Source organism: Rhodococcus sp. NPDC060086 (assembly GCF_042730275.1).
GTDB lineage: Bacteria > Actinomycetota > Actinomycetes > Mycobacteriales > Mycobacteriaceae > Rhodococcus.
In genome coordinates this window covers 66,455-81,603 of the sequence record NZ_JBHWWZ010000021.1, presented here as the reverse complement: position 1 = coordinate 81,603, position 15,149 = coordinate 66,455, and the positions used below count along the sequence as shown (strand labels likewise).

Annotated in this window: 14 protein-coding genes and 1 tRNA gene; 8 read left to right on the top strand and 7 right to left on the bottom strand. The window is 64.2% G+C overall.

Going from position 1 to position 15,149, the window contains the following annotated elements; genetic code table 11:
• Positions 1 to 335: 335 nt before the first annotated feature.
• From ACFWB0_RS14205 to ACFWB0_RS14195, 3 genes are all read right to left on the bottom strand, one after another.
• Entirely contained in the window at positions 336 to 2,018 is a 1,683-nt protein-coding gene (locus ACFWB0_RS14205) for a hypothetical protein (RefSeq protein ID WP_378491089.1), read from the bottom strand.
• Positions 2,019 to 2,202: 184 nt separating this feature from the next.
• A tRNA-Gly gene (locus tag ACFWB0_RS14200) sits at positions 2,203 to 2,276 on the bottom strand.
• An 85-nt stretch (positions 2,277 to 2,361) separates the two neighbouring features.
• Positions 2,362 to 3,183 carry an oxygenase MpaB family protein gene (locus tag ACFWB0_RS14195; protein WP_378491088.1) on the bottom strand — a complete coding sequence of 274 codons (822 nt, stop codon included), beginning with the start codon at positions 3,181 to 3,183 and terminating at the stop codon, positions 2,362 to 2,364.
• 88 nt (positions 3,184 to 3,271) lie between these two features.
• Here ACFWB0_RS14195 and ACFWB0_RS14190 point away from each other — a divergent pair, with 88 nt between their 5' ends.
• Genes ACFWB0_RS14190 through ACFWB0_RS14180 form a run of 3 tightly spaced genes read left to right on the top strand, consistent with a single transcriptional unit; the run spans position 3,272 to position 5,620 of the window.
• Positions 3,272 to 3,895, top strand: a complete 624-nt coding sequence (locus ACFWB0_RS14190) for a TetR/AcrR family transcriptional regulator (RefSeq protein ID WP_378491087.1) — start codon at positions 3,272 to 3,274, stop codon at positions 3,893 to 3,895.
• Positions 3,896 to 3,927: 32 nt separating this feature from the next.
• A complete protein-coding gene (dcd, locus tag ACFWB0_RS14185; RefSeq protein WP_378491086.1) occupies positions 3,928 to 4,518 on the top strand; it encodes a dCTP deaminase in 591 nt (196 codons plus the stop codon).
• A gap of 40 nt (positions 4,519 to 4,558) precedes the next feature.
• Positions 4,559 to 5,620, top strand: coding sequence for a beta-mannosidase (locus ACFWB0_RS14180; RefSeq protein WP_378491085.1), 1,062 nt, complete (start codon positions 4,559 to 4,561; stop codon positions 5,618 to 5,620).
• Between the two features lie 7 nt (positions 5,621 to 5,627).
• Here the strand turns inward: ACFWB0_RS14180 and ACFWB0_RS14175 are convergent, their stop codons facing one another.
• From ACFWB0_RS14175 to ACFWB0_RS14160, 4 genes are read right to left on the bottom strand one after another with little or no spacing between them, the layout of a single operon-like run.
• Positions 5,628 to 7,259: an ArnT family glycosyltransferase gene (locus ACFWB0_RS14175; protein ID WP_378491084.1), complete on the bottom strand. Its 1,632-nt coding sequence runs from the start codon at positions 7,257 to 7,259 to the stop codon at positions 5,628 to 5,630.
• Positions 7,256 to 8,725, bottom strand: a complete 1,470-nt coding sequence (locus tag ACFWB0_RS14170) for a glycosyltransferase (RefSeq protein WP_378491083.1) — start codon at positions 8,723 to 8,725, stop codon at positions 7,256 to 7,258. The genes ACFWB0_RS14175 and ACFWB0_RS14170 overlap by 4 nt, the downstream gene beginning before the upstream one ends.
• Positions 8,710 to 10,188 carry an archaeosortase/exosortase family protein gene (locus tag ACFWB0_RS14165; RefSeq protein ID WP_378491082.1) on the bottom strand — a complete coding sequence of 493 codons (1,479 nt, stop codon included), beginning with the start codon at positions 10,186 to 10,188 and terminating at the stop codon, positions 8,710 to 8,712. The genes ACFWB0_RS14170 and ACFWB0_RS14165 overlap by 16 nt, the downstream gene beginning before the upstream one ends.
• Positions 10,185 to 12,014 (bottom strand): hypothetical protein, encoded by a 1,830-nt coding sequence (locus ACFWB0_RS14160; RefSeq protein WP_378491081.1) that lies wholly within the window; start codon positions 12,012 to 12,014, stop codon positions 10,185 to 10,187. The genes ACFWB0_RS14165 and ACFWB0_RS14160 overlap by 4 nt, the downstream gene beginning before the upstream one ends.
• A gap of 417 nt (positions 12,015 to 12,431) precedes the next feature.
• On the opposite strand from ACFWB0_RS14160, the gene ACFWB0_RS14155 reads away from it, so the two are divergent.
• From ACFWB0_RS14155 to phnH, 5 genes are all read left to right on the top strand, one after another.
• Positions 12,432 to 12,716, top strand: coding sequence for a SelT/SelW/SelH family protein (locus ACFWB0_RS14155; RefSeq protein ID WP_378491080.1), 285 nt, complete (start codon positions 12,432 to 12,434; stop codon positions 12,714 to 12,716).
• Positions 12,717 to 12,746: 30 nt separating this feature from the next.
• The gene (locus ACFWB0_RS14150) at positions 12,747 to 12,962 is read left to right on the top strand and encodes a hypothetical protein (RefSeq protein ID WP_378491079.1); all 216 of its coding nucleotides are present in this window, start codon (positions 12,747 to 12,749) and stop codon (positions 12,960 to 12,962) included.
• A 421-nt stretch (positions 12,963 to 13,383) separates the two neighbouring features.
• Positions 13,384 to 14,127 carry a GntR family transcriptional regulator gene (locus ACFWB0_RS14145; protein WP_378491078.1) on the top strand — a complete coding sequence of 248 codons (744 nt, stop codon included), beginning with the start codon at positions 13,384 to 13,386 and terminating at the stop codon, positions 14,125 to 14,127.
• A complete protein-coding gene (locus tag ACFWB0_RS14140) occupies positions 14,127 to 14,564 on the top strand; it encodes a phosphonate C-P lyase system protein PhnG (RefSeq protein WP_378491077.1) in 438 nt (145 codons plus the stop codon). Before ACFWB0_RS14145 ends, ACFWB0_RS14140 begins: the two co-directional genes overlap by 1 nt.
• Entirely contained in the window at positions 14,561 to 15,148 is a 588-nt protein-coding gene (gene phnH, locus ACFWB0_RS14135) for a phosphonate C-P lyase system protein PhnH (protein WP_378491076.1), read from the top strand. The genes ACFWB0_RS14140 and phnH overlap by 4 nt, the downstream gene beginning before the upstream one ends.
• Position 15,149: the final 1 nt, after the last annotated feature.

Genomic DNA, 15,149 nt, shown 5'->3' with positions numbered 1-15,149 from the left:
AACGCCGCGGTCAGGCCGGTCTTCTCGGCGGTCCGCAGCAATGTGACTGCTCCACCCTGCGATACGACACCCGTTCCCGTGGTGTCGACGGACAGCGTCGGGTAGGAACCAGTAGACTTCGTCACCGGAAAGGTGCTCCTCGAACTCGCGCGAACATGACCCTCAGCAAGTCATATTCTTGCAGTTCAGAGCACCTTTCTTTGTGAGCGACACAGGCCCCCTGCCGATTCGGCGTGAAAGCACGAGGCTAGGCTCCGACATAGTGTGCGCGCGGGAATTCGCGTTCCAGCATTCTTGAAGTCGTTGGGTCTCGATCGGAGGTCCCCGTGATCGCGCTACGATCGCGTGTTCGGCATGTGTTTGTGCGGACCGAAGAAGCCGACGTGGATGGTGGCAGTTGGATTGTGCTCGTAGAAGTAGATCCGAGGCGAGAGATTGCCGCCACCTTCGGCGATCTTGATATGGGCCTCCATGTAGACCTCTCCTGTGGGATCCACATCAGTCGACACGGAGAGGACTCGCGCGTTGCGATACCTGGGGCGATTGCGGACCGTGTCCGATTCGCGCATCGCGAGTGCATTGGTCGCTGCGCGCCAGGCTAGCGGGTGTTTCGAATCCTTGCACCAATACCAAAAGTTGGTGGGAGGTTCGTCTGACGCAAGCTCACAAGCGTAGGCGTGGAGGGCACGGAAAGCTTCCCAGGTGCGTTGGCCCCAAGTCTGTCCCGTCACGGTGGCATCAAGGTCTTCGATGTCGCGAAGTGCCTCGTTGGGAATGACCAATCGATCGTGAAGGAACTCCCGGGCCTGGCGCACGGCTTCGCTGGAGCTCGATGCCGTGCTCGGCATTTGCAAGCGTGCGGCTTCCGATTCCCAATAGGATTCGTGCTGGTCCAGTTCGCTCAACTGTGTCAACGCATGATCGAGCCGACGCTTGTATGAGTCAGCTAGATCGGCAAGTTCGGACTTCTCCGTCTGTGTGGCTTCGAAGTCGATAGCTAGTCCCAGGTAGTCATCGTCCTTCTGGGTCAGCTGGTCTCGAAGGTTCTCGATCTCGTCTTCCGCGACTTGGAGGAGTTCACGGTCATCATCTGCGCCATTGCTGCGCTGTTCGTCAAGTAGTGCCTTCGCTTCGTTGAAACTCGTTGGTGGCCGACGAACCGCAGATAATGGGCCAAGCTTGCTCGCGATGATCTTGGCTGCGGTCCCCTTGTTTCCCATGTACCTGCTTGCGGTAACGAAACGGTGCCGCCACGAGTCGTTCCTCTGTGCGGGGTCCAGATCTTTCAGGTAGATGCGAAATGCCCCGTCGCGGACACCGTGGTCGTCTCCCAACGCCTGGCTGAACGCGTTGGCTGCTGCTTGGTCGACGACAACGATCGTGGCAATCCCTGCCACCTGTCGTGCGGTCAGATTCACAATGTCATCAAAGGAGTATGTACCCGGTGCAAAGGCCGCAAATCGGCCTGGATCTTCCACGAACACCACAATGGGTACAGATCTGCTGAAGTCACTCACGGTCTCGGCGAGCGCTGTGCCTGCTTCCGAGCCGCGATGACGCGTCGGCATTGTCGACAACGGCATGTCACCGAGCCGGACATTGGTGCCAGAGTCGATCAGCCGACGGGCAAGCCGAGGCGCAGCAGGTGATAGTCGCTGGACATCGACATCACCGACGACTGTGAGATCGATCCAAAGCCAACCCTCGGCGCGGCCACCCTCGGTTCTGATCACCCACGATCGGAGTGTGGTCTGCCACCGAACGCCGTCGCCGTCAGTCTCGGTCAGATTTGCACGAAACGCTGATGCGACGTCATCGTCGCCCGTCGCATGTTCGGTGGAAACGTCAAGATGTACCTTTCTACCGTTGCGTGTGATGTCCGCCGCGGCGCGTTTCGGGATCGACACGTCCAGTTCGCCGTTACTCTTCTCGGCTTCGATCCATCTGGAAAACTCTGCTTGAGCAGCCTCGCAAACGTCGCGATCGTCCTGCCAGATCGCGCGATAGACCAGTGCCATCTCTGCCCCCTTCTCTCGCCATGTCCCCGACGAGTGAAGTGAACCATGACCTGAATGTCCGGAGTAGTCGTAACGGGATGCATCCGGCCGGAGTTGTACCTGACTCGTACCTGCAGGGCTGGCCTGTGCCGACAGTAAAGGCCCTAGTCCGTCCGAATTCAATCGGTGACCAGGGCCTTTTGTGTGGAGCCGATGACGGGAATCGAACCCGCGTATTCAGCTTGGGAAGCTGATGTTCTACCATTGAACTACATCGGCACGCTGGGCTTTTGCCGATTCTCACCGGCTCCGGCCCACGCTCGGAGCAAACTTTAGCAGACTCTCCGATGACTATCGCAGACCCCTACACCAGTGTGCGTCCGGTCTTGATCCGCCACCGCATGTCGGCCAGGAGCAGTCGGTACGGCGCTTCGCGGACCGCGAGCGGAAGTCGCTTGTTGACCTTGCCGATGGCGCGCATGACGCGATCGAATCGACGTTGGTCGCGAGGCGTCCACGACAGCAGCATCTCGTCGCGGAACCGCTGCGGTAGGAAACCTGCGGTGAAGAACATGTTGATCGGGCCCGCCATCAGCGACACGGGCTTGGGTAGGAACTCCATCCGTGCGATGGAGAGCAGATGTTCGCGGATGACGTCGTCGATCCGAACCTTGTCGAGGCTCTCGTTCCAGTACTCCTCGAACAGTTCGCGGTCGGCAGGCCACATGTCGGGCTTGACCTGAAGTGTGGTGCCGAAGGTCGCGCCGCGCTGGTAGAAGTAGTCGACGGCGTGTTCGGGGATCGGCCCGTACAGCGCGCGGTGAACGTCCTCGAAGCCGCGGTAGATGCACGCGGCGACCCAGAGTTGGAGTTCGGGATCGAACGCGTTGTATTTGACGGGGCTTGCCCCTGTCGAGCGCACCTGTGCGTGCGCCTTGTTCACGCCGTTGCGGAAGAGTCGCTTCTCGTCGTCGGTGCCTTTCGCGGCGACGGCGAGGTAGCCGAGCGTGGTGCGGCTGCGTTTGTACGGGTGATCGAAGAGGCGGCCCGACTCGACGCGGCTTTCGTGGACTCCGTAGCCGACACCCGGCCACGACAATTGCATGATGATGTTCGCGGCGCCCGCGGCGAGACCGATGCCGTCCATCGCGTCGTCGAGACCTGCGGGTTTTTCGATCGTGGTCATCTCGGGTGCCCTCCCTGGCGCTAATTGATTACGACTGTACTCAGATGAAAGTCGGGCGTAAAGGACTGTTGCTGAGATGATGGGCAGCATGGCGACAGGACGGATCTACGGTGGACGCGCGGGCGACGAACGATTGGCCGATCGAAGGGCCAAGCTGATCGACGCCGGTCTGGACCTGCTCGGCGCCACCGACGGCGACCCGACTCTGTCTGTCCGCGGCGTCTGCAAACGCGCCGGCCTCGCGTCGCGCTACTTCTACGAGAGCTTCGCCGACCGCGACGAACTCACCGGCGCGGTGTACGACTACGTGGTCCAGCGCATCGCCGAGAGCACACTCGCGGCGATCGCCGAGGCGCCACGCGAAGATCGTGCGGTCGTCCGAGCATGCGTCGAGAACATCGTGCACGAGATCGCCGAGGATCCCCGACTCGGCCGCATGCTGTTCTCCGTGAGTCAGGCCAACCCTCAGCTCGCGAAGCGTCGACTCGACTCGACCCGCATGTTCGCGGGTCTGGTGATGGTGCAGGCAGAGGACTTCTACGAGGTCAAACCCAGCCCGCGCCTTGATCTCGCCGCCCACTACGTCGTCGGCGGTCTCGCGCAGGCGCTGACCTCGTGGCTCGACGAAACCGTACCGTTGAGCCAGGAGGAGGTCGTCGAGGAATGCACCGAACTGCTCGTCGCGATGGCCGCCCATCTGAACAGGAGCTGAGGCCGCACGAGCGAGGTTGTTAACCTCTATCCGTGCTGCTCTCCGATCGCGACATCCGCGCCCAGATCACCTCCGGACATCTGGGGATCGACCCTTACGACCCGGAGCTGGTGCAGCCGTCGAGCGTCGATGTGCGTCTGGACAGTTTGTTCCGTGTCTTCAACAACACCCGCTACACACACATCGATCCCGCGAAACAGCAGGACGAGCTGACCTCGCTGGTGGAGGTGCCTCGGAACGAGTCGTTCGTGCTGCATCCGGGGGAGTTCGTCCTCGGTTCGACGATGGAACGCTGCTCGCTGCCGTCCGACCTGGCGGGCAGGCTCGAGGGTAAGTCGTCGCTCGGACGTCTCGGTCTGCTCACGCACTCGACGGCCGGCTTCATCGACCCGGGCTTCGATGGGCACATCACCCTGGAGCTGTCGAACGTCGCGAACCTGCCGATCACGTTGTGGCCGGGGATGAAGATCGGTCAGCTGTGCCTGTTCCGGCTGACGAGCCCGGCCGAGCATCCGTACGGCAGCGCGAAGGTCGGATCGAAGTACCAGGGGCAGCGCGGACCGACGCCGTCGAAGGCGTACCTGAACTTCGTGCACGAACATCCTGACGCGCGTCCCAGCTGAATCGGGCAGCGACGCCGTTCCCGTCGGTTACCGTCGGTGAATGCGCCTCGCCGCCCTCGTCGCGTGCCTGCTGATCATGACGTCATGCGCGCAGGACACCTCCCCGCGACCGTCACCTCCGGAACAGCCGGGCCAGGTCTCGGTCGTCGGCGACCGACTCCTGCTCGATGGTCGAGAGTGGTGGCCGACGGGCATGAACGCCTATCAGCTGGCCACCGACTGGTCGCTCAACGTGGGATGTGGCGCGCAGGTCGACCTGGACGCCTTCTTCGGCTCGCTCCCGCCCAATTCGCTGACCCGTTTCGACGCGTTCCAATCGCACGCTATCCATCGCGACACGGGGACGGTCGACTTCACAGGGATCGACGCAGTGTTCGATGCGGCTGCGCGCCATGAACAGCTGGTCGTTCCGGTCCTCGCACCGCAGGACAGCGACTGCGACGCGGGCGGCTACAAGGAGCGCGGCTGGTATGTGGACGGCTGGCGACAGGTCCAGGACGGGCACTCGCTGAGTTACGAGGAGTGGGTGGCGAAGTCGGTCGAACGCTGGCGTGATTCACCGGCACTCGCGATGTGGGAGCTGCTCGGGGAACCGGAGGCGGCGACGTGCCCAGGTGGTGACTGCTCCCTCGAGCGTCGGCAGTGCCCGCCGGACGCGGCCATCGTTCTGAGGAAATGGACCGACGAGGCGGGGCGCATCGTGCGCGATCGCGACCGAGAGCACCCGATCACGTTGGGAACGATCGGGGGTGATCAATGTGGCACTGCAGGAGACGGATTCGTGATCGTGGTAGGTTCTCCATCCGTCGACGTCGCCCAGTACCACGACTACGACGACGGCCGGTTCCTCGCGCTACGCCTGGCCGAAACCGAGAAGCCACTCCTCGTCGGTGAGCTCGGAATCGAGGCAGGAAGCTGTCTCGCGCTGAACGAGCGCGCCGAGATCGTCGACGAAAGGCTCACTCACTACCGCGAACTCGGAGCTGCGGGGGCGCTCATGTGGGCGTCCGTACCCGACCCTCGTCACACCGACTGCAGTTACGATATCGGCCCGGGAGATCCGCTGCATTCGGTCCTCGCGCGACACATCACCGTCGGGTGAGCCACAGTCAGTTGTCGATCCGCCACAGACGCCACGTCGGCTGGTTGTCCCCGTCGTTGGGCACCTCGAGTTCGAGAGTGGAGATCTCGCTTCCGTTCTCGAAGATCGTCGGGTAGCGCCGGTTGACGGCATCGGACGTTCCTCGCCCCTCGTTGGGCACCGTGAGGATGTACTGCACTCCGTACCGGTTGGGTGCGTTCAGTATCTCGGTGAAGTCGGTGTCGGACGGGACGACGTAGGTGTCCGGCCGGTCGGTCGCGGTGAGCACGGCGAATCCGTAGACGGTATCCATGAGTACCGAGCCAGGTGGCAGATTCTGTTCGTCGAGGTACTGCGCGAGACGCCGTTCGGTCGAGAACGACGCGATGATCCGCTCCTGCTGTTCCCTCAGGTCGGACGGGTCGTCGGGATCGGGGAACAGGACGGTGCGCAGTGCGTGCTGCTCCTGCGACAGTTCAGGATCGAGCATCGCGATGAAAGTGATCGGCAGGCCGCACGCGAGCAACAGTGCGCCGAGTGGAGCGAGACCACCGTGATCGGTGGGACGCGGAACCTCGTATGTGCCCGGTCTCCGCGACACGAACTGTCCGCGACGTGGCGCCAACTGGATCACCCACACTGTGAGCACGGGCACCGCGCACAGGTAGAAACGTAGGAAGGGGAACGTCGCGCCCCGCATGTACGACAGCATCGCGAAGCCGAGCACCGCACCGAACACAAGGAACGGGACGAGTGGTTCGAGGTCGCGGCGGCGCCATGCCACCACGATGATGACGGGAATCAACAGCGGAAGTGCCGGGCCCAGCACCACGATTTCCGCGACGGAGAACGCGAGCGCGGGCAGACCACCGGCAGAGCCGCCGCCGCTCTGCTCGATGATCGCCGCGTTGCCGTACGACGACGAGAACTGTGCGAACGCGTCGCCCGTGATCAGCCAGCTGATCGCAGCGAAGGCGCCGAACGACAACGCGATCGGCGACGCGAACAGGATGCCGTCGAGAATGGCGGGGTGCCAGGTGCGTGGCGTCGACCCGCGGGTCCGCCATCGCGCGAGGATGACGACGAACATGGTGGCAGCGCCGCCTGCCGCGAGCGCGTCGTACCGCGCCAGATAGGCGATGCCGAGCGCGACCCCGGCGATCCCGAGGTCGTGGATGTCGTCGGTACTGCACCAGCGGATCAGACGTCGGGTCGCCCAGCACAACAGCATCAGGAACGGCGCCTCGCTCATGCCGTTCGCGCCGTAGTAGACGATCATGGGGTTCAGTGCGAACAGCGCTGTCACCGTCCAGACGAGCCACGGTGCGCACCCGCGATCGCAGGCGATCTTGTGGATCTGAACGGCGGCGCCCGCCATGAACGGTGCGGACATCACGACGGCGGTGATCGCGAAGCGTGTGAGATCGGGAAACCAGCCCGACAGCGCGACCACGGGTAACTGCGCAATGGCCGTCAGGGGCGTGAACACGAATCCGATGGCGGCGAGGTGTGGGTCGCGGGAGAACAGCACCGTCCGGGCGGCTGATACTCGGCTGAGTGAATCACCCTGAAAATACTGGACGTCGAGAGCCAGCCACAGGCCGACGGCTACGTAGAGTGCGCACGTCGCCCAGAACACCCGAGATGAACGGTGCGTCATGAGTCTAGTCCGTGGAAGGTCTTCTCCCAGTAGGAGGGATTGCGGATGAGCTGATATGTGCCTTTGAGTGCGGCGATCGACATGAGCAACCAGTAGATCGGCACGGTGAGGCACGGCCACCACAGTGCCGAGTTCGACGTTTCCCGGCACGCCACCAGATTCATGTAGAGCACAGCAGAATTGCCGAACACCAGCGATATCAGGGCCGGAAAATACACGTACGCGGGGAAGATCTCTTCGATGACGTGCGGCTGTCCGAGGAGCCACATGATGGTAATCAGCCAGAACGCCATGTTCAAACACGCGATGATCGGTGTGCCGGCGAGCAGTGTGGTGAAGCGCCACATTCCGACGGTACCGATCGCCCGCCGAAGCTGCTGTGGTCGACGCATGTGCACGAGCCAGGTCTGGAGGTAGCCCTTGTACCAGCGGGAGCGTTGCCGAACCCAATTGATGGGATCGCTGTTGGCCTCTTCGAGGGTCGTCGAATCGAGAACGGCGGTGCGGTAGCCGGACTCTGCGATGCGCACACCCAGGTCGGCGTCCTCGGTGACGTTGTACGGATCCCACGCTCCGATGTCGTCGAACACGCTGCGCCGGATGTGATTGGATGTCCCGCCCAGCGGGATCGGCGAATTCGACGCCATGAGGCCCGGCAGGATGAAGTTGAACCACAGCGCGTAGTCGGCCGTGAACCATCCGGTGAGCATGTTCTGGGAACCGTTGTGGAAGGCCAGTTTTGCCTGTACGCACGCGACGTCGTCGCCCACGCGGTCGAACGCGACGATCACGCGCCGCAGCTGCAGTGGGTCCGGGCGATCTTCGGCATCGAAGATCGTGACGATCTCCCCGGTGCTGAAGTGCAGTCCGTAGTTGCACGCCTTGGGTTTGGTACGCGGATCTGCGGCGGGAACCTTCAGGATCTCGACGCTCACCCCGAGTCCGGCGGCTTCGGCCGCGTCGATCGTGACAGCGTCGTCTTCTTCGAGCAGCAAGAGCACCTGAAGCTTTGCGGCCGGGTAGTCGATCGCGTGCATCGCGGCCACGAGATCTCCGACGACTTCGGGTTCGTTGTACGCGGGCACCAGCACGGTGTAGGAGGGAAGCTGGTCGTCGGCCGGAGCGAGTGCCTCCTCGTCGCTGACGCGCACGATGGCGTCGCGGTTCAGACCACGCGAGAACAACAACAGTCGGTCGGCGAGCGTCGCGATGTAACCGAGCGTGCACATCGCGGTCAACGCGATCAGTGCCGGCTGTGTAACGACGACGAGGGCCACCACGAGGATGGCCAGCAACGACAGGGCGGTCCACTTCTGGATGGGTGTGAACGCAACCGACGCAGACGACACAGCACTGCGCTCACGTAACCCGAATACCGCGTCGTGCAGTGCCGCGCGTGTGTATTCGTCGTACGCCGTCGTGCCTTCCGGTGGTATGTCGGGTCTGGTGCTCAACTTTCTTGCCACTGTGCCTCCACGACTGCGCGCCCGACTTCGGTGAGCATCTCCCGGTCCTTGTATTCGGGATCGGTGTCGGACACCGATGCATTGCCGCGGAGAAGTATCTGAAGGAGGACTCTGATGTTGGCGACCGAGTTCGGTTCGGGTTGAGGGAATACGGCGTCGAACTCGTGGTTGTCGACGGTCAGCAGGGTGACGCGTTGGGCGTCGTCGCCGCGAGTCCAGATGAAGTTGAGCAGACTCCACGTGAGCAGCAGATCGTCGTCCACCACCGTGAAGTACTCGGCGGTGACGTCGTGTCCGAGATCGATATAGCTCTTCGGGCTGACCCGAGCTCCGCGAAGGTTGTACATCGATTCCGTGGGGTAGACCTCGAACGCGCCGACTCTGCGGATCTGCAGAGTCTGTACGGCTATCGTGCGTGGCCGCAGGAGTTGATCCCAGTCGGCGCGGGCCTCGTCTGCACGAATCATCTGGCGTCGGAGTGCCGAGGGGTCCCGGAAATAGCTGCGCGGCCAGTCGTAGTCGACAGAGCTGATCTGTTGCCAGCCCGCGGGGACCACCTGTGTGACCGTGCCGGCGGGAGGTGGCCCGGCCGCGACGGGAGTGAGCCGCTGGTCGGGGGGCGCGATGAAGGCCAGCACCACCGCGACCGGCACGATGTAGAGGGCGGTACGGCCGGCCTGGGAGGGAGTCACCGGGCTGGGCGGAAGCCTCCGAGGGGCAAGTCCGCGAAATCGGGCCAGATACGCACCGCCGCCGACAAGGAATGCTGCCACCGTGGGAATGTACTGGTACACACCGATCGCCGCGTCGGGCCACTGCACCGTGACCACTGCCAGAACACCGAGCCCGAGGACGAAGGTGATGGCGCCGACGGCCATCCCCCTGGAGTGTGAGGTGCGCGTCGCGATACCGACAGCCGCACACGCGAGAAACAGAGTCAGCACACCGGCGGCCACCTTCGTGCCACCCATCTGAACCAGGATCGCGCGGTACATGATCGGCGACGTGAGGAGCAACATCAGCCACGCAAACCAGTACCTCGAGGTGGCACGCAGCCCGAACATCGCCACGCACGCGCCGCACACGAATACCCACGCGGCCAGTACGTCTATGTGCATGAGCTGGTAGGTGGCCGCGTACCGGGGCATCAGAAGAGCCTTCAGCGCGACCGACACTGCCAGCAGTATGACGGCGACGATCGCATCGGTCTGCCGGTCGTGGATCGGCAACTCGTGTCTGCGCCGGTGGGTGATTCCGACGGCCACGAGCGCGGCCAGTGGGGGAATGATCAGCACGTAGCCACCTGTCGTGCCGGTGCGCACTTCGTCGAACAGTTCACTCCACGTGGAGTGGAACGCGACGAGCGTGGCCGCGACGATCACAGCCCACCGCACCCAGGTGTGTGCGAACGGATGTGGCGCCTTCTGCGCAGCCGTCGCTCGCGCGGTCGTCGAGATTGTCACCGCGGCCTCGGACGAGTGCGGCGTAGCGCCACGAGCACCACGGCCGCGACGATTCCGGCGGCGACGAGTGCACCGGTGCCGATCAGAATCCAGCGGACGGTGGTGGACACACCTTCTTCGGTCGGAACGAGGACATCGCCGCGTGGATCGACGAGCGCGACGGGATCACGCCCTTCCGCGGTGAACAGAACATGCCCGGCCAACTCCGGCCACCTGTCGGGCTCGGCTGCCAGCCAGCTCAAGGTTCGATCGAGTTCCGCGGGTGCGTCGGTGGATGTGGCAACGAGAAGGGTGCGGCCGTGGTCTCGGATCACCTGCAGTGACGCGTAGGTGACGTTGGTTCCGAAGGTCAGGCTCGTGGAGACGCCCCCGGCCCCGACCACCTCGAACCGTCGATCCTCGGTTTCGGTGAGCCGCAGCGGTAGGTCGTCGGGAAGGGATCCGTCTGCGGAGACGATCAGCGCGGGGGACGGCGATGCGAGCGCGTCGTCCACCGTCACCCATTCGGTGTCGAGCAGTATCGGCGTGAGCGACTGCAGCCCGGAGACGATATCGACGGCGCGCGCGGTATCGGCGATGCCAGTGCCCGTGGCGGCGATGTCGAACCGCGGCATGAGGGTCTGGGGAAGCGACGCGAACCCGTCCGGCACCGGCGGATCGGCGGTCGTACTGGAGATATGGGAATCACCGTCGATCATCACCGTCGCCGGTTGCGTGGTACCGCAGTATCGTTCACCGCCGGTGGCACGCAGCGTCACTGTCAGTTCGGTCGAGCGTTGCATTGCCTCCGCTGGGATGGTGATGGCACGGTCGATGATCCCGCTGGGCTCCGCAGCCCATGAGTCGAGGACGGTGTCGCCTGTCTCGATGGTGAGGAGCCCGCCCTCGGTGTCGGGCAGCGGTGTGTACGAGCCCTTCAGGTCGAGGTGGAGGTCGCCGACCGGTCGTCCGAAGCGTGCCTGATCGAGATACATCTCGACCTGGACGACGCCCACCGCCGTCGCGCTCTGGTCGCCGATACCGAGGTCGTTCAGCGTGGTGATATCGGGACTCTGCTGGGGCGGGATGATCCTCGGGTTGGCGTAGACCTCCGACGAGACCGCCAGCCCAGACCATGTCGAGGTCGCGATCCTGGCTTGGGTCGCGAGACTGTCGGTGTTGCCCTTCAGGTAGAGCGCCGGTGGCCCACCGGGTATCTGCGCAACTTCGGCACCGCTGTCGGCGCCGTCGGTCTCGGTCACGACGATCTGCCGCACGAACGGGCTTTCCGCAGCCGGTGGGATGCCGTTCGGAGGGGTTTCTCGGACGTCGACGGCCAGCGGTCGCCCCGTGTGGTACGTGGTGATGGCCGCGGCGAGACCGACCGCGGTGTCGGATTCGAGCGGACTCGGCTCAGCGGGCAGGTACACGTCGAGGCGCTCGAGGATGGGCGGCAGGAAATCGGCGACGACAGTGGGATTGGTGGCGGTACCTGTGTAGCGGACCACTCCGTCTCTCATCGCGATCGACCGAGTGGTCCAGTCCTCGGGGCAGATGTTGTCCCCTGCAAAGAGGTTCAGCCGGAGTGTGACGGCCGCCGCCTGGTTCTCGACGGTGGCTCCGGTCAGGGGGATGGAGAGGGGGACGGTAGCGCTGTCAGGTGGGAGATCCAGCCGCGACAGGAGACGGCCGTCGGACTCGACATCGATCGACCCCCGCGCAACGTTCGACGGCAGCTCCACGGTGGTGTCGAGCGCTTCCGGCGCCAGTCCGTCGGGGACGGGCACCGTGAGAGTGACGGAGTCCGAGTGCCCGCGGAAGTCGATGACCTCGCCGAAGCCGAGCATCTCGGTGTCGAAGCCGAGGGGCTGGGTGTCGTCGGGCGTAGGAGGCGCTGGATCCTGAGCGAACGCAACAGGGGTCGTAGCGCACAGGACTGTGACAGCTCCTACCGTTGCGAGTGCTGAGCGAAGAGTAAACCCGCTTCTCCGGTGCCGAATCACATGTGTCACGAAACCAGACTTGTCGTCGGTTTGCTCAGGAAGAGGATGATCTTGTCGCAGGACCTGACCAATCGGACAGTTTTTCGCCAATACTCGCGAGTAACAAAAAGCTGTGGATAGACTCGAAATGCGTCGTCCTCCTGTCCCCCCTGCGAGGACGACCGCGCGGGCCGGTACCCCCCATCTCCGGCCTGCGTCGAAGCCCCGCCGATCTCCACCACGATCGGCGGGGCTTCCTTCATTCGCGATAATCTCGTCCCCATGACAGCCACGGAACCCCGCGTCACCTTCGCCTACTGCACTCAATGTCAGTGGCTACTGCGAGCGGGGTGGATGGCGCAGGAACTGCTCAACACTTTCGGCACCGACCTCGCCGAGGTGGCTCTCGTACCCGGAACCGGTGGGATCTTCCGCGTCGCGGTGGGCGATGTCACGGTGTGGGATCGCAAGGTGGACGGCGGTTTTCCCGACATCGTCACCTTGAAGCGGCGCGTGCGCGACATCGTCGACCCCGCGCGCGACCTCGGGCACTCCGATCGTAAGTAGCGTTCCGGAGTTCGAACGTATGATCGAGTAGTGAAACTGTACCGAGTCGCGTCGGGATGGGCCGAGCCCGCGCCCTCGCATTGTCCGAACGGGCACCGGCTCGGCGCGAATCAGGTGCTCGTGGGTTCGCGGGTGTGCGACTGCGGCGACAGGCACCGCACGCACGCCTGCCGCGTGTGCGACGCCGTCGTCTATACCCCGCCGATGGGTCCGAAGTGTCGCCTCCGGGCATTCGACGAGCGGTGACGCAATTCAGTGCACGCGAGTGAGCAGATTGTTTTATGGTCGAACGGCAGCCGTTGCGCGAGGCCCGGTCGGAGTCGGGGAGGTTCTGGGCCGGGCCATCGTGCGGGTCTTCGGGGAGGCCGGACGGCTGGCAGGGGAGCCCCGCCGGCGAATCGAGGGGAGGAGCCGGCGGGGCCCTGAACTGCATCTCCTGTGTCGGGGAGGACTTCCAGGAAGAAGCGTCGCGTCAAGGCGACGGCCGCCACTGTATGGGAGCGTGGCCGACCCCGTCCACTCCCGATGCCGAAATGATATGTAGCACCAGAACTATTCGCGCCTGCATCATCGCCCCGAACAACTGACCCAGTCGTTCAGCTGCGTTTCCCTTCCGGTTACCTTCGGTGAAGTTGCCCGTACAACTCGGTGGACCATTGTCTACGGCGTGACGGAGCGCAACGGTTACCACAAGATCGCCGGCGAGCTGGCCGACGAGATCGCCCAGCTGGACCCGGGCACCAAACTCGCGAGCGAACACGAGCTGATGGCACGGTTCGGCGTGGGACGGGCAGCCGCCCGCTCCGCGGTGCAGGAACTCGAGCGTCGCGGACTCGTCCGCAGGCTCCGCGGCTCCGGTACCTATGTCAACCGTCGCATCGACTACATCGTCTCCAAGGAGAAGCGGCCGTCGTGGCATCGGACCGTCGAAGCGGCGGGCGCCGTTCCTCGTTCGTCCGTGTTGCTGTCCGAGGTCCGGCCGATTCCCGAAGGCAGTGCGCGCTATCTCGGACTCGAGCCCGGAACTCCCGCCCACTACATGCGAAGACTGCGCTACGTCGACGACCACGTGGCTGCGCTGGGTGAGGAATGGGTGCGGTGTGAGGCCGTCACCGAACTCGGCTCCGCCATGCGTGTCGAGGAGTCGCTCGACGAACTCCTGCGCCAGATGGGCAGATTCGACGTCGTGCGGTCGTGGTGCCGTACCTCGATGGAACTGCCTCCCGAAGAGGTCACCAACGCCCTCGAGATGACCTACGTCGCCCCCGTCTGGGTCATCGAAAGCATCAACCGTGACGCCGAAACCGGCGTCGTCGTCACTTACAGCACCTCCTGGACGCGCGCCGACATGATCCGCGTGGTCATGGAGATCGGCGACCAACCTCCCGTTTCGAACTGCGAAGGAAATTGATGACTCCCCACACCTACAGCCGGGAGCGGCTCGCCGAGCTGCTCGCCGTGGCGCCCGAACAGGATTTGGTGGGCGCAGCCGACGTATGCCTGTCCGACGGTGCGAATCTGACCGTCCTGACCACCCCGGAGATCGGGTGCATCGCGACCCAGGTTCGCGAACCCATCGGCCACGTCCGCTTCTTCCTCGGCAACGTCCTGGCCTGCCACGCGGAAGTCCGTCTCGACGGTACCCGCGGCTGGGCCATGCGGATGGGCGACGACCGCGCCGCGGTGCTCGCCGCCGCGGTGTGCGACGCCGAGGTCGCCGCGGGCCGTCCCAACGCCGGCCATGTGCTCGAGCTGTGTGCCCGCATGGAAGCCGAGCTCGGTCGTGCCGACGCCGAGGAATGGGCACAGATCGCCCCCACCATCGTTCAATTCGAGGAGCTGACGTGACGATCGCCGCCACCGACAAGGTCATGGGAGTCGGACTCGACCCCGTTGTTGCACAGCAGGTCTACCGCGCGATGCTGCATGCGTTCAGCCGCCCCGGCCTGCGGCAGACCCTGCCCTCGACGGACTTCCCTCCTGCACTGCTGCCCGCCCTCGCCCTCGCAGACCTCGAGACCTGCGTCGCCGTGCTCGAAGACGACTCCGACTGGAACGAGGTGCTCACCGTAGCGACGGGTGCCCCCGTCGCGGCGCTCGGCGAGGCGAAGTACGTCATCGCCCTTCGTCCCGTCACCGCCGACGAAATACTTTCTGCCGCACGCGGAACCGCACTGACGCCGGAGTCCGCCGCGACCGTGATCTGTTCGGTCCCGTCACTCGACGGCGGAACACCCGCCGAACTTACCGGGCCGGGCGTCGACGGGACCGAAACCATTGCACCGCAAGGATTCGACCACGTACTGCGTAATGCCCGCGATGAAGCCACCGCAGAGTTTCCCGGGGGCATCGACATCCTGCTCGTCGCCGACGACGGCACCGTGGTCGGACTGTCGCGCACCACGCGCATGAGTACCGCACAGGAGAACTGAC